At 74.9% G+C, this 18,627-nt stretch carries 17 protein-coding genes; 8 read left to right on the forward strand and 9 right to left on the reverse strand.

Annotated elements, in window-relative coordinates:
• Positions 1–7 precede the first annotated feature (7 nt).
• Genes ACFPK1_RS24840 through ACFPK1_RS24850 form a run of 3 tightly spaced genes read left to right on the forward strand, consistent with a single transcriptional unit; the run spans position 8 to position 2,821 of the window.
• Positions 8–787 carry an enoyl-CoA hydratase/isomerase family protein gene (locus tag ACFPK1_RS24840; RefSeq protein ID WP_378023632.1) on the forward strand — a complete coding sequence of 260 codons (780 nt, stop codon included), beginning with the start codon at positions 8–10 and terminating at the stop codon, positions 785–787.
• A gap of 7 nt (positions 788–794) precedes the next feature.
• Positions 795–1,637 carry an FAD binding domain-containing protein gene (locus ACFPK1_RS24845; RefSeq protein WP_378023633.1) on the forward strand — a complete coding sequence of 281 codons (843 nt, stop codon included), beginning with the start codon at positions 795–797 and terminating at the stop codon, positions 1,635–1,637.
• Complete coding sequence (locus ACFPK1_RS24850) at positions 1,634–2,821, forward strand: 2Fe-2S iron-sulfur cluster-binding protein (RefSeq protein WP_378023634.1); 1,188 nt, start codon at positions 1,634–1,636, stop codon at positions 2,819–2,821. Before ACFPK1_RS24845 ends, ACFPK1_RS24850 begins: the two co-directional genes overlap by 4 nt.
• Positions 2,822–2,843: 22 nt before the next feature.
• Here the strand turns inward: ACFPK1_RS24850 and ACFPK1_RS24855 are convergent, their stop codons facing one another.
• The 4 genes from ACFPK1_RS24855 to ACFPK1_RS24870 are packed head-to-tail and all read right to left on the reverse strand — an operon-like array spanning position 2,844 to position 7,891.
• Entirely contained in the window at positions 2,844–3,629 is a 786-nt protein-coding gene (locus ACFPK1_RS24855; RefSeq protein WP_378023635.1) for an enoyl-CoA hydratase/isomerase family protein, read from the reverse strand.
• 10 nt (positions 3,630–3,639) lie between these two features.
• A complete protein-coding gene (locus tag ACFPK1_RS24860) occupies positions 3,640–3,873 on the reverse strand; it encodes a hypothetical protein (protein WP_378023636.1) in 234 nt (77 codons plus the stop codon).
• Entirely contained in the window at positions 3,870–5,858 is a 1,989-nt protein-coding gene (locus ACFPK1_RS24865) for a hydantoinase B/oxoprolinase family protein (RefSeq protein ID WP_378023637.1), read from the reverse strand. The genes ACFPK1_RS24860 and ACFPK1_RS24865 overlap by 4 nt, the downstream gene beginning before the upstream one ends.
• A complete protein-coding gene (locus ACFPK1_RS24870) occupies positions 5,855–7,891 on the reverse strand; it encodes a hydantoinase/oxoprolinase family protein (RefSeq protein WP_378023638.1) in 2,037 nt (678 codons plus the stop codon). Before ACFPK1_RS24870 ends, ACFPK1_RS24865 begins: the two co-directional genes overlap by 4 nt.
• A 123-nt stretch (positions 7,892–8,014) precedes the next feature.
• Here ACFPK1_RS24870 and ACFPK1_RS24875 point away from each other — a divergent pair, with 123 nt between their 5' ends.
• A complete protein-coding gene (locus ACFPK1_RS24875) occupies positions 8,015–9,673 on the forward strand; it encodes a helix-turn-helix domain-containing protein (RefSeq protein WP_378023639.1) in 1,659 nt (552 codons plus the stop codon).
• Here ACFPK1_RS24875 and ACFPK1_RS24880 read toward each other — a convergent pair.
• Positions 9,633–10,721, reverse strand: a complete 1,089-nt coding sequence (locus tag ACFPK1_RS24880; protein ID WP_378023640.1) for a LacI family DNA-binding transcriptional regulator — start codon at positions 10,719–10,721, stop codon at positions 9,633–9,635. The genes ACFPK1_RS24875 and ACFPK1_RS24880 overlap by 41 nt on opposite strands.
• A 16-nt stretch (positions 10,722–10,737) precedes the next feature.
• Positions 10,738–11,670, reverse strand: a complete 933-nt coding sequence (gene kce / locus ACFPK1_RS24885) for a 3,5-dioxohexanoate:acetyl-CoA acetone transferase (RefSeq protein ID WP_378023641.1) — start codon at positions 11,668–11,670, stop codon at positions 10,738–10,740.
• Between the two features lie 292 nt (positions 11,671–11,962).
• Between kce and ACFPK1_RS24890 the strand changes: the two genes are divergently transcribed.
• Genes ACFPK1_RS24890 through ACFPK1_RS24905 form a run of 4 tightly spaced genes read left to right on the forward strand, consistent with a single transcriptional unit; the run spans position 11,963 to position 16,674 of the window.
• A complete protein-coding gene (locus ACFPK1_RS24890; protein WP_378023642.1) occupies positions 11,963–12,865 on the forward strand; it encodes an FAD binding domain-containing protein in 903 nt (300 codons plus the stop codon).
• On the forward strand, positions 12,855–13,364 hold the full coding sequence (locus ACFPK1_RS24895; RefSeq protein WP_378023643.1) for a (2Fe-2S)-binding protein: 510 nt from the start codon (positions 12,855–12,857) through the stop codon (positions 13,362–13,364). The genes ACFPK1_RS24890 and ACFPK1_RS24895 overlap by 11 nt, the downstream gene beginning before the upstream one ends.
• Positions 13,361–15,784, forward strand: a complete 2,424-nt coding sequence (locus ACFPK1_RS24900) for a xanthine dehydrogenase family protein molybdopterin-binding subunit (RefSeq protein ID WP_378023644.1) — start codon at positions 13,361–13,363, stop codon at positions 15,782–15,784. The genes ACFPK1_RS24895 and ACFPK1_RS24900 overlap by 4 nt, the downstream gene beginning before the upstream one ends.
• Entirely contained in the window at positions 15,781–16,674 is an 894-nt protein-coding gene (locus tag ACFPK1_RS24905) for a cyclase family protein (protein WP_378023645.1), read from the forward strand. Before ACFPK1_RS24900 ends, ACFPK1_RS24905 begins: the two co-directional genes overlap by 4 nt.
• Position 16,675: 1 nt before the next feature.
• Here the strand turns inward: ACFPK1_RS24905 and ACFPK1_RS24910 are convergent, their stop codons facing one another.
• The 3 genes from ACFPK1_RS24910 to mnmA are packed head-to-tail and all read right to left on the reverse strand — an operon-like array spanning position 16,676 to position 18,620.
• Complete coding sequence (locus ACFPK1_RS24910) at positions 16,676–17,032, reverse strand: PRC-barrel domain-containing protein (protein WP_378023646.1); 357 nt, start codon at positions 17,030–17,032, stop codon at positions 16,676–16,678.
• A gap of 10 nt (positions 17,033–17,042) precedes the next feature.
• Positions 17,043–17,498 carry a hypothetical protein gene (locus ACFPK1_RS24915; protein WP_378023647.1) on the reverse strand — a complete coding sequence of 152 codons (456 nt, stop codon included), beginning with the start codon at positions 17,496–17,498 and terminating at the stop codon, positions 17,043–17,045.
• A gap of 54 nt (positions 17,499–17,552) precedes the next feature.
• The gene (mnmA, locus tag ACFPK1_RS24920; protein WP_378023648.1) at positions 17,553–18,620 is read right to left on the reverse strand and encodes a tRNA 2-thiouridine(34) synthase MnmA; all 1,068 of its coding nucleotides are present in this window, start codon (positions 18,618–18,620) and stop codon (positions 17,553–17,555) included.
• Positions 18,621–18,627: the final 7 nt, after the last annotated feature.

Genomic DNA, 18,627 nt, shown 5'->3' on the forward strand with positions numbered 1-18,627 from the left:
GGTTCCCATGGCACTGACCGGTGGCGAGGTCCGGCTCGACCGCTCGCACGACGGGCGCGTCGCGGACGTGACGCTGTCCCACGGGCCCTACACGGTGATCACCTGGGAGATGCGCCAGCTGATGGCCGAGCGCTTCGCCGAGATCGACCGCGACCCGGACGTCCAGGTCGTCGTGATCCGCTCCGACGGCGAGCACTTCTCCTCGGGCGGCGACATCGCCGGGTTCATGGAGGTCGACCCGATCGACTTCACCGACCTCGGCCACAACGTCACCGCGCCGGCCCGCAGCCCCAAGCCGGTGATCGTCGCCGTCGACGGCTACGCCTTCGGCGTCGGCCTCGAGCTGGTGCTGTCCTGCGACATCCGCCTGGCCACCGAGCGCAGCCGCTTCGCCCTGCCCGAGATGAACCTCGGCATGATCCCGGGCTCGGGCGGCACGCAGCGCCTGGCGCGCTTGATCGGGCTCTCGCGCGCCAAGCACCACATCATGACCGCGAAGCGGATCACCGGTCAGGAGGCCGCCGACTGGGGCGTGGTCGCCGAGCTGCACCCCGACCGCGAAGCGCTGGACAAGGCCACCGAGGCCCTGGTGACCAAGATGCTCGGCTTCTCCCCGCTCGCCCTGCGCGCCGCGAAGGAGGTGCTCGACCGCGGCATCGACGCCCCGCTGTACTCGGGGATCGAGCTGGAGCGCAAGGCCTACGCCATGCTGCGCTCGAGCCACGACTTCGCCGAGGGCGTCGCGGCGTTCGGCGAGAAGCGGGCGCCGTCGTTCACGGGGCGGTGAGCCGGCGATGAAGGCCGCACCGTTCGCCTACTGCCGCCCGGACTCGGTCGACGAGGCCGTGGACGTCCTCGCCGGCGGCGACGCCAAGGTGCTCGCCGGCGGCCAGTCGCTGGTGCCCGTGCTCGCGATGCGCCTGGGCCGGCCGGGCACGCTGGTGGACATCACGCGGCTGCCGGGGCTGGACTCGCTGGTGATCGAGGACGGGCAGCTGCACGTCGGCGCCGCCGTGCGCCAGCGGACGGTCGAGCGGTCGGCGGAGGTCGCGTCGGTCCCCCTGATCCGGCGCGCGATGCCCTTCGTCGGGCACCGGGAGCTGCGCAGCCGCGGCACGGTGTGCGGCAGCCTCGCGCACGCCGACCCGGCCGCCGAGCTGCCCGCGGTCGCCGCGTGCCTCGGGGCGTCGGTGGTGCTCCGCGGCCCCGGCGGCGAGCGGGTCGTGCCGGCACGCGACTTCGTCACGGGAGCGATGACGACCGCGGCGGGGCCGGACGAGCTGGTCACCGGCGTGCGCTTCCCGGTGGCGGCCGACGGCGAGGGCTTCGGGTTCGCCGAGATCGCTCGCCGGCACGGCGACTTCGCGCTGGCCGGGGTGGCGGTGCGGGTGCGCGGCGACGAGGCCGTGCTGGCGGCGTTCGGGGTGTCCGACCGGCCCGTGGTCCGCGACGTCTCGATCACCGACCCCACCGAGGCCGGGCTGCGCCCGGTCACCGACGCCCTGGCCCACGAGGTCGTCGACACCGACGGCGACGCCCACGGCTCGCGCGGCTACCGCGCCCGCCTGCTGGGCGTGCTCGCCGCGCGGGAGCTCGCCCGCGCACACCGGGACGCATCGCAGGAGGTGACGGCATGAGGGTCGAGGCCGACGGCACGGTCGAGGTGGCCCTGACCGTCAACGGGCGGGCGGTGACGGTCGCCGTCTCCCCGCGCACCACGCTCTCCGACGTCCTGCGCGACCACCTCGGGCTCACCGGCACCCACGTCGGCTGCGAGCACGGCGTCTGCGGGATGTGCACGGTGCTGCTCGACGGCGAGGCGGTGCGCGCGTGCCTGCTGTTCGCCGTGCAGTGCGAGGGCGCCGCGCTGACCACGGTCGAGGGGCTCGGCGGCGCCGACGACCAGCACCCGCTGCAGCAGGCGATCTCCCACCACCACGGTCTGCAGTGCGGCTTCTGCACGCCGGGGATGCTGATGAGCGCCTACGACCTGCTCGCCGGCGGCACCTACACCGAGGAGTCGCTGCCCGAGGACATGTCGGGCGTGCTGTGCCGCTGCACCGGCTACCGCGGGATCCTCGCCGCCGTCGCCGACGTCGCCCGCGCGCACCCCGACGGCGTCCCCCCACCCCGCGCCGCCGTGCCTCCCGCGCTGGTGGGCCGCCTCGGGAGTGTCAGCGGCGTGGCGTCGCAGACACTGAGTGTCCGTCACGCCACGCAGTCGCCCGAAGAGATCGCGGTTCCCGCGGGTCCGCCGACGATCACCGTCGACGTGCGCCGTGCGTTGTCGTCCCCCGTGGACGACGTCTGGGCGGTGCTCTCGGATCCGGCGCGCCTCGTCGCCTGCCTGCCCGGCGCGGAGATGACCGAGGACCTCGGCGACGACCGCTACCGCGGGCGCGCCGTCGTCGCCCTCGGACCGGTGTCCCTGCGCTTCGAGGGCCTCGCGCACATCGCCGACCGCGACGACACCACCCGCCGGATGCGCGTGCTCGCCCAGGGCGCCGACCGTGGCGGTTCGAGCACCCACGCGGTCATCCGGCTGGCGGCCGACCCCGCCGACCCCGGCGGCACCACCCTCACCGCCGACGCCGACGTGCACCTCACCGGCCGCGTCGCCCAGTTCGGCCGGGCGCTGGCCGGCGACGTGTCGCGGCGGCTGTTCGAGCAGTTCGCGGACGCCGTCGACGAGGCCGCCCGCACCGGCGAGGCGCCCACCACGCGGACCAGCCCGCTCCGCCTCGCCCTCGGCGCCCTGCGCGCCCGGCTCGGCCGGTTACTGGCTCGTATCGCTCGCCCAGCGAGGGATACCAGCCAGTAACCCACCGCGGCACCCCCGCGCCTCAGCGCCCCCGGTAGCGCGGTGCGCGCTTCTCGGCGAAGGCGGCCGGCCCCTCCAGGGCGTCGTCGGTGCGCATCACCCGCAGGAACGCCTCGTGCTCGCGGGCCATCGCCTCGTCGTGCTCCAGGCCCAGCCCGTCCAGCACCCGCCCCCGCGCCTCGCGGACCGCGAGCGGGCCCCGGTCGGCGATCGACCGCGCGAGCGCCAGGGCCGTCGGGACCAGGTCCGGCAGCGCCACCACCCGGTTCACCAGCCCCGCCCGGTGCGCCTCGGCGGCGTCGACGGGCTCGCCGGACAGGATCATCTCCATCGCCAGCCCCAGCGGCACGGCGCGCGGCAGCCGCACGGTCCCGCCGGCGCCGGGGATGATCGCCCATTTCGTCTCGGCGAGCCCGAACGTCGCGTTCGGCGAGCACAGCCGGACGTCGCAGGCCAGCGCCATCTCCAGCCCGCCGGCCAGCGCGTGCCCGTTGACCGCGGCGATCAGCGGCTTCGCCCGGTCCACGGCGGTGAACCCGCCGAAGTTCCACGGGACGTCCTCGCCCGCCCGGACGCGGTCGCGGTACGGCGGGATCAGCCGCTTGAGGTCGGCGCCCGCGGAGAACGTCGTCTCCCCCGCCCCGGTGAGCACGGCGACGAGCTGCTCGTCGGACGCCTCGAACGCCGCGACCGCCGCCCCGAGCGCCTCCTGGTGCTCGGGATCCAGCGCGTTGCGCGCCTCCGGCCGGTCGATGGTCAGCACCGCCACCCGCGGGTCGGCGGGATCGGTCTCCACACGGATCGCCACCGGCCCATCATCACCGGAGGTGGGCGCTGTAGGGCACGTAGCTGAACCCGAACGGCGTCGGGCTGGGTTCGCGGCGCAGCACGTGCAGGCAGTCGGCGCACCGCGCGACGAGGCACCAGCCGGTCACCTCGAGCAGCGGGTAGCCCTGCACCGCCGTGCCCCCGCACGCCGGGCACGTCTCGTCGAGGTCGGTCCGCGTGACGGTGAGCTCCGGCTCCTCGGGCCGCCCGAACACCATCGTCATGAGCCGTTCTCCCTGGTCGAGCTCCGCTGCGCTGCGTCTCCCCGCAGCGCCTCCGTCGCCTCGCGGTCCACGGTCAGCTCGTCGGGACCCTCGTCGGGGTCGCCCAGGATCACCACGCCGTAGTCGACCCGGGCGCCGTCGAGCGTCACGAAGCCGTCGCGGACGTCGCGCAGGACCGCCTCCGGGTCACGGGTGGACGCGGCTCCCCAGCCCCCGGCCCCCGGCGTGCGCACGCGCAGGAGCGTCCCCGGCGCGGCGGCGATGTCGGCGTTCCCCGCGTGCCACCGCCCCTCGTGCGGCGCGGCGGCCGCCCCGGAGTCCGCGAAGTACCCGCCCAGCGGGCGGAGGTCCTCGTCGGCCGAGCGCAGCCATCGCGCGGCCGCGGGACCCCCGTCCGGCTCCCCGATCCAGGCGCCGCCGGGCCGACCGGCGCCCCCGCCGTCGGCGCCCCACGGCAGGATCCGCAGGTGCAGGAGCATCGGGTAGACGTCGGCCTCCCCGACCACCATCCGGTCGTAGACCACGCCCGCCCCGCCGCGGTGCGCGCCCGGCCCCGCGGTGTCGGCGACGTACTCCTTGCGCAGCACGACGATCGGGTGGTCCTCCTCGATCGACTCGATCGACATGTCCATGAGGTTCTGCTGGCTCATCGACACGAAGTCCTCGCCGTCGCCCTCCGCGGACGCCCCGAAGCCCCCGAGCGCCAGCATCGGCGCGACGAAGAGCCTCCGCCCCGACCCCGCGCCGTCCTCCAGCACGACCGGGATCGACTGGGTCGCCGCGGCGAGGCGCTCCGCGACGCCGTCGCCCGCGCTGCGCCGGGGCCCGGACGGCGCGGCCGCGGTGCTGCCGGTCATCAGCAGGCCCATGTTCGACCCGTAGTGCCCGCCGAAGCCGGACCCGGGCGGCGCGCCGGAGATGATCGCCTTGGTGACGGCGTTGAACACCGCCTCGGCCGCGTCGAAGTACATCGTCGTCGCCGCCGGCGGCCGCGCGGTGATGAACGTGCCCTCCGGCGCGACCACCGTGATGGCTCGGAACGCCCCGGCGTTGTTCGGGTTGTGCGGGTCGCAGAGGAACTTCAGCGCGGTGTAGACGCCGTTCGCGGCGTCGAACACCGAGCAGTTCACCGACGACGCCGCCTCCCGCGTCGAGCCCGAGAAGTCGACCTCGACCTCGTCGCCGCGCTTGCGGACCGTCGCGCGCACCACGTACGGCTCGTCGTGGAACGCGTCGGCGTCGATGCCGTCCTCGCCGACGAAGTCGCCGTCGGGCAGCGCGCGCAGGCCCTCGCGCATCGAGCGGTCGGCGTAGTCGAGCGTGTAGGCCATCGCGTCGTGCACGGTGTCGACGCCGTGGGTCTCCACGAGGGCGTGCAGCCGTTCCTCGGCGAACGTGCAGGCACTGTGCATGGCCTGCAGGTCGGCGATCATGTTGTCGGGCAGCCGGGAGTTGTCGAAGTACAGGTTGAAGCCCGGCGTCCACGGCCGGTCGTCCTTGTAGACGGGCACGCCCGCGATGACGACGCCCTCCTCGAACAGCGACCGCTTGCGCGTCGAGTAGCCGCCCGCGGTGACCCCGCCCATGTCCATGAGGTGCGCCTTCACCGCCACCCCGCCGATGAGCCGGTCGCCGACGAAGACGGGCTTGTAGAACCCGTTGTCGTAGACGTGGTTGCCGCCCTTGAACGGGTTGTTCATCGCGAGCAGGTCGCCGGGGCGCAGGTTCTCGACGCCGTACTCCCAGAGCAGATTGCGGACCATGAACGGCATCACGCCCGAGAAGTGCGCGAGGCTCTCGTTCATCGCGACGACGTCGTGCGCGAGGCCGCGCTCGAGGTCTTCGGGGCCGATGAGCGTGACGCAGAAGTCGAAGGCGTCGCGGATGATCGGCGAGAAGCTCGACCGCAGGATGATCCGGCCGGCCTGGCGCACGGTCGCGAAGAACGCGCTGCGGATGATCTCGCGCGCGACCTGGTCGCTCATGCCGTCTCCCACGTGATGATCATGTGTCCGGTCCCGTCGACGGTCAGCCGGTCGCCCGCCTCCAGCACCGTCGTCGCCGTCGGCTGCACGACCAGCGCCGGGCCCTCGACCCGCGCCCCGACCGCGAGCCCCTCGCGCGCCACCACCGGGACCTCCTGCCACCGCCCGTCGAGGTGCACCCGCGCGCGGCCCGGCGCGCCGTCCGGTCCGGGCACGGTCGGGGCCGGCGCGTCGGGCGTCCCGAGCTCGACGGTCGCGGTGACCCGGGCCATCGTCGCCTTCACGTCCGCGCGCGGGACGGCGTAGCCCCAGGTGCGGCGGTGGGTGGCGTCGAAGTTGGTGCGCAGCTCGTCGACGGCGGCGTCGTCGAGGGGCCGCTCGGGCACCGGGACGCCGTTGGTCTCCCAGGTCTGGCCCTGGTAGCGGCCGTCGAGCCAGCGGGTGTAGCTGATGTCGCGTTCGCCCAGGGTCCTGTCGGCGTCGTCGCGCAGGCGCGTGTAGGCCGCCTCCAGCTCGTCGGGCGCGAGCATGCCCAGCGCCCGCACGACCGGCTCGCCGACGTCGAGGCGCAGGTCGGCGAGCGCGAGCCCGTAGGCACTGAGCTCCCCGGGCTGAGGGGGGACGACGACCGACTCGCTGCCCAGCGCCCGCCCGATCCGCGCGCCGAACACCGGGCCCGCCGAGCCGTAGACGTAGAGCGCGAAGCGGCGCGGGTCGATGCCGTTGTAGACCGACACCTCGCGCGCCGCCTCGACCATCGCCGCGGTCGCGATGTCCAGGACGGCCCGGGCGGCGTCCTCGGTGGTCAGGCCCGTGGCCCGGGCGATCGGCGTGAACGCCGCGCGCGCCGCGCCGGTGTCGAAGGTCGAGGCCCCGCCCAGGAACCGCGCCGGGTCGAGGATCCCCAGCACGGCCAGCGCGTCGGTCACCGTCGGCTCGGTGCCGCCGCGCCCGTAGCAGGCCGGGCCGGGGACCGCGCCCGCGCTGCGCGGCCCGACCCGCAGGGCCCCGCGCCGGTCGACCCAGGCCAGCGAGCCGCCGCCCGCGCCGATGGAGTGCACGGCCATCGCCGGCAGCGCGATGATCACGTCGTGCTCGATCTCGAGCTCGGTGGTCACGACGGGCTCGCCGTCGACCACGACCGCGCAGTCCGCGCTGGTCCCGCCGATGTCGAGCGTGATGAGGTCCGGGGTCCCGAGGCGCCGCCCGCCGCGCTGGGCGCCGGTGACGCCGCCGGTCGGCCCGGACTGCAGCGTGTACGCCGGGCGCTCCCGCGCGGTGCCCACCGGGAGCACGCCGCCGTTGGACTGCATCACCATGAGCGGGCCGGTGTAGCCGGCCTCGGCGAGGCGGCGCTCGGCGCGGTCGAGGTAGCGCTGCACCGGCGGCCCGACGTAGGTGTTGACCACGGCGGTCGAGAAGCGCGGGTACTCCTTGAAGCACGGGTGCACGCCGGTCGAGGTCCAGACCGGCACGTCGGCCAGCTCGGCGGCGATCGAGGCCGCGCGCCGCTCGTGCTTGTCGTCGGCGTAGGCGTTGAGGAAGCAGACCAGGATCGCCTCGACCCCGCGCCCGACGAGGAACCGGACCTCGTCGGCCAGCGCCTCCTCGTCCAGCGCGACGACCTCGCGCCCGGTGCGGTCGATCCGCCCGGGCACCGTGCGGCGCAGCCAGCGCGGGCAGAACGGCTCGCGGGCGTCGCCGAACGCCCGCTGCCAGCGCGGGTTGAACTGGTCGCCGCTGGGGCGCTGGCCCCGGCCCATCGCCAGGACGTCACGGAACCCCTCGGTGGTGATCACCCCGATGGTCGCGCCGGTGCGGGTGAGCACGGCGTTGAGCCCGACCGTGCAGCCGTGCAGCACCAGCGAGATCTCCGCCATCGGGATCCCGAGCGCGGCGATCCCGGCGAGGAACCCCTCGGACTGGTCGTGGGGGGTGGTGGGCACCTTGCCGGTCGTCACCGCGCCGGTGACCTCGTCCACCGCCACGCAGTCGGTGAACGTGCCCCCGACGTCGATCCCGACCCGGTACACCAGGGCGCCCCCTCCGTCGTCGAGTGACCCGGGACACAGGGTCGTCCGGGGCGCGCGGCTACGCTATGGCTCCCTGACCAACGGGGACGGGGGCTGGTTGTGCCGGCGACGCACGCGGAGTGGATGACGGCGGCCGCGGACATCCTGCGCGCGCTCAACGCCGACGAGCCCCGCGAGGCCCTGCTCGCCCGGATCGCCCGGCACACCTGCACGCTCGCGCGCACCGACTCGTGCTCGGTGATGCTGCTCGACGACACCGGCGAGCGCCTCGTGCTGACCGCCGGGCACGCGCTGACCGAGCGCTACCGCCGCGACCTCGAGGCGCAAGCACCGCTGCTGGTGCACCCCAGCGGGCGCGAGTCGGACCTGCCCGCCGCCCGGGCCGTCCGCGAGCGGCGCACGGTCGTGCTGCGCGACGTGGCCGCCACCGAGGCCACCTGGCCGTGGCGCGAGCTCGCCCTGGCCGAGGGCATCCGCTCCCTGCTCGCCGTGCCGCTGGGCGGCGCCGACGGCCGGGAGCTGGCCGGCGTGCTCGTCGGCTACACCGGCCACGTGCGCGACCTCGCGGCCGACGAGCTCGCCGCCGCCGAGCTGATGGCCCAGTACGCCGGCACCGTCCTGCGCACCGCCGAGCTGCGCGCCGCCGAGCATGCCACCATCCGCCGGCTGGAGCGCGCCGAGCAGCAGGACCGCGCGCTGCTGCGCCTGCTGCTCGACGACGCCGGGCTCGACGGCGTCCTCGACGCCCTCGCCGGCGCCCTCGACGCGTCGGTGACCCTGGAGACCCCGGAGGGCTCGCCGCTGGGGCGGGCGGGCCCCGAGGTGCCCGGGGTGCCCCCGGTGACGCGGACCCGGGCGCTGCGCCGGGCGCTGGCCGCGGTGGACGACGACCGGACGGTGGTGCGGGCGCCGCTGGGCTCCTCGGTGTGCGCCTGGGTGGTGCCGATCGCCGTCGCCGACGAGCTCGCCGCGCGCCTGTGGGTGGCGCGCCGCGACGGGTGGGCCGACCGGTCGGTGATCGAGCGCTTCTCGCTGCTCCTGGCCCTGGAGCTGCTCAAGCGCCGCCGGGCCGTCGAGACCGAGCTGCGGCTCACCCGCGACCTGGCGGTGGAGCTGGTCAGCGGCACCGGCGACGAGCGCAGCCTGCTCGACCGCTCCGACGCCCTGCACCACGACCTGCGCCGCCCGCACACCGTCGTGCTGGCCCCGCCCGGCACCGCGCCCGCGGCCTTGCTCGGCGGGTCGCCGCTGGTCGGCGAGCACGAGGGCGCCCTGGCCGTCCTGGTCCCGGAGGCCGACCGGGGCCGGCTCGCGGCGGCGTTGGCCGGGGCCGCCGGCCCGGTGGTGATCGGTCCGACGGTGACGGCGACCGACGGCTACCCGCCGGCCTGGCGGGTGGTGCGCACGGCCCACGCGCTGGCCGCCGAGGCCGGGACCACCGGCGTGCTCGACCTCGACGACCTCGGCGTCGCCGTGCTCCTGCTCGAGACCGGCACCCCCGACGGCCTGCGTCGGCTCGCCGCCCATCGCCTCGGCGCGCTCGAGGAGCACGACCGCACCCGGGGCACCGACCTCGTCGCCACGCTGCGGGAGTGGGTGCGCCGCGGGTGCGCCACGGCCGACACCGCCCGCGCGCTGCACGTGCACCCGCACACGATCAGCTACCGCCTGCGCCGCGTCGCCGAGCTCGCCGGCACCGACCCCCGCCGCCAGGAGGGCCTGTTCGAGCTGCAGGTCGCGCTCATGGTGCGCGCCGTCCAGGCCTGCGCGGCCCGGCCGTGACCGCGCGGGGGCAGCCGCAGCTGGTGCCGATGCGCAGGGTGTGGGGCACGGTCTCGGTCAGCGCGCCGCCCCCGCGCCCGTCGATGCGCCGGATGAGCTGCTCCACCGCGGCCTGGGCCATGAGGCGCCGCGAGAGGACGACGGTGGTGAGCTCGGCCAGCATCGAGGCGCCGGGGAAGACACCGTCGATGCCGGTGACGGCGACGTCGTCGGGCACCCGCAGGTCGTGCTCGCGCAGCGTCCCGATGACCCCGGAGGCGATGGCGTCGGACCCGCACGCGATGGCGCGCGGGACGTCGTCGGCGTCGATGAGGTGCTGCGCGACCCGCCGCCCGCCCTCGGCGTTGAGGAAGGCGATGAACCGCCGGTGGGCGGGCAGCGGCACGCCGAGCTCGGCGGCCGTGGCGACGAACGTCCGCGCCCGCTCCGCCGAGGACGACGAGCTCTGGGTGCCGGTGACGATCGCGAGGTCGGTGTATCCGTGGCCCAGCAGGTGGCGCAGGACGTCGGCCGAGAGCGCCGTCTCGTCCACGCCGATGAAGTCGGCCCGCAGCCCCGGGATCCGGCGGCTCACCTGCACGAACGGCATCTCGGCGCGGCGCAGCAGGCGGATGGCGTCGCCGTCGTCGGTGTGCAGCGAGGTCAGCACCACCCCGTCCACCCGGCGGGCGATCATCGTGCGGACCACGGTGTCCAGCGTCGGCGAGCTCTCCTGGGTGTGGGCGACGAAGACCTCGTAGCCCTGGGCGCGGGCGATGTCGATCGTCCCGGCCGAGAACTCGGAGTAGAACGGGTTGCTGATGTCGGTGAGGACCAGCCCGAGCACCCGGGAGGGCTCGGGCTCGTGCGCCCGCTCGTAGCGGTCGAGGGGGTGCCCGAGCTCGGCCGCGGTCGCGAGCACCCGGGCCCGCATCTCGGCGGAGACGCCGGGCTTGCCGTTCAGGGCGTAGGAGACCGTCGCCGCCGACACCCCGGCGCGGCGGGCGACCTCGGCCGCCGACACGCGCAGCGCGCGGACGCCCGCGCGGGGCCGTGTGTCACCGGTCACGCCCCACACACTGCCGTCAGAAGCCGACGGCGTCACGACCCTTCAGGCCCAGGACGGCCCGGGCCTCGTCGGGCGTGGCGATCTCGAGACCGAGGCCGTCGAGGATGTCCCGGACGTTCGTGACCTGCTCGGCGTTGCCCTCCGCGAGCCGGCCCGGGCCGATCCACAGCGAGTCCTCGAGCCCGACGCGCACGTGCGAGCCCGCCGCGGCGCCGATCGCGGCCAGCGGCATCTGGTGGCGGCCGGCACCCAGGACCGACCACTCGTGCCCTTCGGCGAACAGGCGGTTCGCGGTGCGGCGCAGGTGCATGAGGTCCTCGGGGTGGGGCCCGATCCCGCCGAGCAGCCCCATCACGGTCTGGACGAACAGCGGGCCCTGCGTCAGCCCCCGGTCCCGGAAGTGCGCGAGGTTGTACAGGTGCGAGGTGTCGTAGCACTCGAACTCGAAGCGGGTGCCGCCCTCCCGCCCGATCTCGAGGACGGTCTCGATGTCGGCGAAGGTGTTCTTGAAGACGAGGTCCCGGCTCTTCTCCAGGTGCTCGCGCTCCCACGCGTGCTCGAACTCGGTGAACCGGCCCAGCATCGGGTAGAGGCCGAGGTTCATCGAGCCCATGTTCAGCGAGGCGAGCTCGGGCACGAACTCGCGGGCCGGGCGCATGCGCTCGGCCACCGTCATGTGGGGCGAGCCGCCGGTGGTGAGGTTGACGACCGCGTCGGTGTGGCGCTTGAGCTCGTCGAGGATCGACACGAAGTGCGCCGGGTCCTGGGACGGGCGCCCGTCCCGGGGGTCGCGGGCGTGCAGGTGGATGATCGCGGCGCCCGCCTCCGCGGCGCCCAGGGCCGCCTCGGCGATCTCCCCCGGCGACACCGGGAGGTACTTCGACATCGACGGCGTGTGGATCGCGCCGGTCACGGCACAGGTGATGATCACTTTCCGCGCTGCGGGCATGGCGACCGCCTTCGACGTCGAGTCGCGGGAGAGGGGCGCACGTGAGCGTCCGGCCGCCCGTGACCGTTAAGCAACGTTAAGCCTGGCCGTCGCAGCGGTGAGGGCCATTCGGACGCCGCGGGTCGCTTAACGTTGCTTAAGTCCGAAACCACCGGCCAACATCGATGCCGGTGTGACCTGGGGCACACCCTGCGGTCCGAGCTGCCGGCACCACGCCACCACCCCGCCGGCCCCCGTCCACGACCCGCCCGCCGGGGCGCCGGTCGAGCACGACCAGCACCCGGAGGTGCCCATGAAGCCTGCGCCGTTCGAGTACGCGGCACCACGGGAGCTCGACGAGGCCCTCGACCTCCTCGCCGAGCACGGCGACGACGCGCGGGTGCTGGCCGGCGGCCAGAGCCTCGTGCGGATGATGAACGCCCGTCAGGTGAGCCCGTCCGTCGTCGTCGACATCAACCGGCTGCGCGGGCTGGACTCGCTGGGCGTGACCAGCGACAACGGGTCGTCCACCCTGCGTCTGGGGGCCACGGTCCGGCAGCGCACCAGCGAGCTCTCCGGCGAGGTCGCCCGCCACGCCCCGCTGCTGGCCGAGGCCGGCGCGCACGTCGCCCACGCGCCGGTGCGCGCCCGCGGCACGGTCGTCGGCAGCGTCGCGTTCGCCGACCCGTCCGCCGAGCTCCCGGCCGCCCTGCTCGCGCTCGACGGCCTGGTCAAGGTCCGCAGCCGCGCCGCCGAGCGCACCGTGGCCGCGGACGACTTCTTCACCGGCCCGTTCCGCACCTCGCTCGCGCCCGACGAGATGGTGGTGGGGATCGAGGTGCCCGTCGCGGCCGGCCGGAGCGGCAGCGCCTTCGTCGAGCTCACCCGCCGCCACGGCGACCTGCCGGTGTGCGGGGCCGCCGCGGTGCTCGGCCTCGGTGACGACGGCCGGGTCGCGCAGGCGCGGGTCGCGCTCTGCGGCGCCGACCAGCGGCCCGTCCGCGTCACCGCCGTCGAGTCCGCGGTCGTCGGCGCCGACGACCCGTCGGCGTTCACCGAGGCCGCGGCCCGTGCCGGCGACGGCCTGGAGCCCATCCCGAGCTGCCACGGCTCGGCCGACTTCCGCCGCCACCTCGCGCGCGTGCTCACCGCCCGCGCCCTGCGCACCGCCTTCGCCCGTGCGACCTCGCCGAAGGAGACGACCGATGCCCGATAAGGTCCGTATCCGGATCACCGTCAACGGCACCCGCCACGACCTCCTCACCGAGCCACGCACCCTGCTGGCCGACCTCCTCCGGGGCGACCTGGCCCTGCCGGGCACGCACCTGGGGTGCGAGCAGGGCGTCTGCGGAGCGTGCACGGTGCTCGTCGACGACGTCGCGACCCGCTCCTGCCTGGTCTTCGCCGCGCAGCTCGACGGCGCGTCGGTGCGCACGGTCGAGTCGCTGGCCGGGGCCGACGGCACGCTGCACCCGATCCAGCGGGCGTTCACCCAGGAGCACGGCCTGCAGTGCGGCTTCTGCACCCCCGGGATGCTCATGGGCGCCTGCGAGCTGCTCGAACGCGTCCCCGAACCCGGGCGCGAGGACGTCGAGGAGGCGCTCGGCGGCAACCTGTGCCGCTGCACCGGCTACCAGAACATCGTGCGCTCGGTGCGCGCGGCCGGGCGCCTGATGGCCGACGAGAAGAGCGAGCAGAGCGGGGTGCGGGCATGAGCATCGTCGAGCGGCCCGACACGGAGACCCGCCGCTGGGTGGGGCAGAGCGTCGCGCGCAAGGAGGACCCGAAGCTCCTGACCGGCCGGGCCGGGTTCATCGGCGACGTCGTCCTGCCCGGGATGCTGCACGGCGCGGTCCTGCGCAGCCCGCACGCCCACGCCCGGATCGTCTCGATCGACACCTCGGAGGCGGAGGCGCTGCCCGGCGTGGTCGTGGTGCTCACCGGCGCGAGGGCCGCCGAGATCGTCGACCCGATGCCGGCGTTCTGCGCCGAGCCGGTGGAGCAGCGCGCGATCGCCGTCGACCGCGTGCGGTTCCCGGGCGAGGCCGTCGCCGCCGTGGCCGCCACCGACCGCTACATCGCCGAGGACGCGTGCGCGCGCATCCGCGTCGAGTACGAGGTCCTGCCCGCCCTGGTCGACCCGGTCGCGGCGATGGACCCGGCGGCGACGCGGGTGCACGAGACGCTCGACTCGAACGTCGTCTTCCACCGCAGCCTCGACTGGGGCGACGTGGACGGCGACCTGGCCCGCGCGCACACGATCGTGCGCTCGAGCGCGCGGTGGCACCGGATGGGCGCCCACCCCATCGAGACGGCCGGGGCGGTGGCGTCCTGGGACCCGTTCAGCGAGTCGATGACGATGTGGTCGAACAGCAACTTCATCAACTTCCTGCCCTGGGCGTTCGCCGGGATCCTGCGGGTCCCGACCAACCGCCTGCGCATGATCCCGTGCACGGTCGGCGGCAGCTTCGGCAGCAAGCACCTGATCACCAAGGTCGTCTCGATCACCGGGGCGCTGAGCAAGGCCTGCGGCCGGCCCGTCCAGTACCTCGAGGACCGCCCCGACAACGTCGCGGCGAACGACAACGTCGGCTGCGACCGGATCTACGACGCGGAGCTCGCGCTGGCCGAGGACGGCGAGATGCTCGGCCTCGTCCTGCGGATCATCGACGACTACGGCGCGTACTTCCAGTTCGCGCACGGCCAGCACGGCAACGCGGTGGCCCAGCCCGTCGGCCCCTACCGGATCGGCAGCCTGCGCTACGACGTCTCGTGCGTGCTGACCAACAAGGTCCAGCAGGGCTTCTTCCGCGGCGCGGGCGCCGACCCGGGCAACTTCATCCTGGAGCGCCTGGTCGACAAGGCCGCCCTGGAGATGGGCATCGACCGCGTCGAGCTGCGCCGGCGCAACTTCATCCAGCCCGACCAGTTCCCGTACAAGATCCCGACGGGCAACGTCTACGACAGCGGCGACTACGAGGCCGTCCTCGACCGCGCGCTCGAGATCGCCGGGCTCGACCGGTGGCGCGACGAGCAGGAGCGGCTGCGCGCCGAGGGCCGCTACCTCGGCATCGGCCTCGCGAGCTGCCAGGAGCGCTCGGGCTACAACGCCTCGGAGTGGTGGTTCCTCTACGACGAGCCGCCGCTGCCGGCCACCAGCACCCCGGAGAGCTGCAAGATCGACGTCGACGCCATGGGCGGCGTCCGCGCCACGATCGGCTGCCCGCTGTGGGGCAACAGCCCCGAGACCGTGGTCAGCCAGGTCGTGGCCGAGGAGTTCGGGATCGACCCGTCCGCGGTCTCGGTCGCCTACGCCGACTCCACCATCGGCGCGATCTCGGCCGGTCCCGGCGGCAGCCGGGTCACGATCATGCTCTCGGGCGCGACCCGCGGCGCCGCGCGCACGGTCAAGGACAAGATGATCCGGGTCGCGGCGAGCGCCATGGAGATGGACCCCGAGGACGTCGAGTGCGTCGACGGCGTCTTCCGCGCGAAGGGGGCGCCGGGCACGTCGATGACGATGGCCGAGGTCGGGATGAAGGCCCACCTCTTCCACGACGGCACCGACGAGGCCGAGAGCAGCGGGCTGGTGGCGGTGTACACCTACGACCACCCGTACTTCACGCCGCCCACGGCCGACCGCAGCGACCTCGGCGCCTTCTACCCGATGGTCTCGCACGCCTGCCACATCCCGATCGTCGAGGTCGACCCGGAGACCGGCGAGGTGACGCTGCGCGCCTACTACGTCGTCAACGACTGCGGCACCGTGATGAACCCCGCCCTGGTCGAGGGGCAGGTCGTCGGCGGCATCGTGCAGGGCATCGGCGCGGCGCTGATGGAGGAGTACGGCTACGGCGCGACGGACGGGGCGCTGGAGACCCCGACGTTCCGGGAGTACCTGCTGCCGAGCATGCACGAGGTCCCCGAGATCGTGCTCGAGCACCTCGAGACGCCCTCGCCGTTCACCACCTACGGCGTGAAGGGCGCCGGGGAGGGCGGCCGCCTCGTCGCCCCGACGGCGATCGCGAGCGCCGTGGACGACGCCCTGCGCCCGCTCGGGGTGTGGGTGGACGAGCTGCCCATGACCCCCGAGCGCGTGGTCGGCATGATCGCCGACGCGCAGGGGAACCGGTGACGGCGGTCGACCCGGAGCGCGGGCCGGCGGCCTTCCGCCGCCCCGACGAGATCCTCGCCGCGCTGGCGCTGCCCACGCGCGGCGAGGTCTTCTCGCTGGCGGTGCCGCGGTTCACCGACATGCCGCTGTTCGGCGCCCACCCGCCGTTCCGGGTGAGCATGGCGCGCACCCCGGGCGGGCTGCGCGCCGAGGGCGCCCAGCCGTGGGGCCCGCGCAACGGCGTCGGCTACGGCTACATGGCCGAGCTGCTCAGCGCGACCTCGCACAGCGGCGCCCACGTCGACGCGCTGGCCCACGTCACGATCGGCGACGACGACCACTGGTACGGCGGCGGCAACCCGCGCGAGCACCTCGGCGACAGCGGCCCGCGCCACGGCGACGCCTCGAAGCTGCCGCCGTTCGTCTCCCGCGGCGTCCTGCTCGACGTCCCGGGCTTCCGCGGGGTCGACGCCCTGCCGCGGTCGTCGGTGGTGGACGCCGACGAGATGGCCGCGGTCGCGGCGCACCAGGGCGTCGACGTGCGGGCCGGGGACGTCGTGCTCATCCGCACCGGCTACCTCGGGCACTGGCCCGACACCGAGGCGATGACCCGCCACGCCACCGCCGGCCCCGACCTGTCGGCCGCCCGGTGGCTGCTCGAGCGCGGGGTCGTGGCCGCGGGCAGCGACACCGAGACCTTCGAGGTCCAGCCGCCGCCGGACTACGGCGACCCCGCCAACCCGCAGCCGGTCCACAGCCTGCTGCTGATCGAGCACGCGATCTACCTGTTTGAGTCCATCTACCTGGAGGAGCTCGCCCGGGCCGGGGCGTACGAGTTCCTCTTCGTCGCGCTGCCCCTGAAGATCCACGGGGCGACGGGCTCGATGCTGGACCCGGTCGCGATCGTCTGACTCACCGGCGCGCGAGCCGGCGGGCCGCGCCGGGCGAGGACGCGGCGAGGCCGTAGTGCTCGAACACCGCCGGCTCGTCCTCGGCGGCGAGCTCCCCGTCGGTGTCGATCGACGGGGCCTGCTTGGCGAGGTCCTTGGCGACGGTGACCCGCAGGTGGTCGGGCGCGACCGTCGCGCCGGCCAGCGGCACGAACGCCAGGCGCCGGCGGCCGACGATGCCGACGGTCACCGTGGCGAAGGCCGGCTCGTCGGTGACGGTGTCGACGTAGATCGCCTCGAGCGTGCCGATCTTGCCGCCGGCGGGGTCGACGACGGACTTGCCCTGCCAGTCGCGGATGTTCTCCGCCTCGAAGCCCATGGCTCGGAGGTTAGCGGCGCGGTGCCGAGAGGATGCGGACCGCGAGCGCCTCGGTGACGGCGAGCCGCGGCGTGTTCTGCCGGGCGCGCTCGGCGATCTGCCGGGGCGAGAGGCCCATGTCGGCGTAGAGCCGGACGATGTTCTCCTGGGCGGGGGTCCAGGCGGGCGTCACCGGCCGCGCGGCACGTCGGGGGGCGCGCCGCGGCGCCGGCACCCGCGGGGTGTCGACGTGCTGGGTGCCCAGACCGGTGTTCTTCGGCGCGAGCTCCCCCGCCGCCGCACGGGCGGCGATCTCGTCGGGGGCGGCGACACGGAAGGCGTCGCCGCTCTTGTTGACGGCCACCGCGGTGACCGTCGGGCCCTGGCGGTACCGCGCCTGGCAGGCCGGGGCCGTGCAGTAGGTGTATCCCAGCTCGGCGCGCTCCGCGGGGATCTCGCGGCCGCACCCGATGCAGTTCGTCGTCATCCTGCGCCCGATTCTACTCCTGAGGTGATACCGAAGAGGATCACCGAAGGAGCGTCAGCGGCGGGTGGACGTGATGGTCGCGCTGCCGAGCACGACGTCGCCGCCGTCCTCGGGGCGGTAGAACACCACCGCCTGACCGGGCGCGACACCGCGCAGCGGCGCGTCGAGGGTGACGTCGACGCCGTCCGCGTCGAGGCGCACCGTCGCGTCCGCGAGCCCGCCGTGGGCGCGGACCTGCACGACGCACGTGGTCGGCGGCTCCGCCAGCCACACCGGGTCGGTGGCGTGCAGCGACGTGACGTCGAGGTCCTCGGCCGGCCCGACGCGCACCGTGCGGCTCACCGGCTCGAGGCCGAGCACGTAGCGCGGGCGGCCGTCGGGCGCGGGGCGGGAGATGCCGAGCCCGTGGCGCTGGCCGACGGTGAAGTCGTGGACGCCGCGGTGGTGGCCGACGACCTCGCCGCCCGGGGCCACCATCTCGCCGGGCGCCTCGCCGATCCGCTCGGCGAGGAAGCCGCGGGTGTCGCCGGAGGGGATGAAGCAGATGTCGTGGCTGTCGGGCTTCTCCGCGACCACGAGCCCGCGCTCGGCGGCCTCGGCGCGCACCTCGGTCTTCGGGCTGTCGCCCAGCGGGAAGAGCGCGCCGGCGAGCTGGTCGGGGCGCAGGACGCCGAGGACGTAGGACTGGTCCTTGTCGGGGTCGGCGGCCCGGCGCAGGACGCCGTCGTCGTCCAGGCGCGCGTAGTGCCCCGTGCCCACGGCGTCGAAGCCCAGCGCCCGCGCGCGCTCCAGCACCGCGGTGAACTTGATCTTCTCGTTGCACCGTAGGCACGGGTTGGGCGTGCGGCCCGCGGCGTACTCGGCGACGAACGGCTCGACGACGTCGTCGCGGAACCGCGCGGCCATGTCCCAGACGTAGAACGGGATGTCGAGGACGTCCGCGCAGCGCCGGGCGTCGCGGGAGTCCTCCACCGAGCAGCAGCCGCGGGCGCCCTCGCGCATCGTCGCCGGCTTCGCCGAGAGCGCGAGGTGCACACCGGTGACCTCGTGCCCGGCGTCGCGCAGCCGCGCGGCCGCCACCGCCGAGTCGACACCGCCGCTCATCGCGGCGAGGACCTTCACGGTGCGC

The sequence above is a fragment of the Actinomycetospora rhizophila genome, assembly GCF_042657905.1.
In the GTDB taxonomy this organism is placed as follows: domain Bacteria; phylum Actinomycetota; class Actinomycetes; order Mycobacteriales; family Pseudonocardiaceae; genus Actinomycetospora; species Actinomycetospora rhizophila.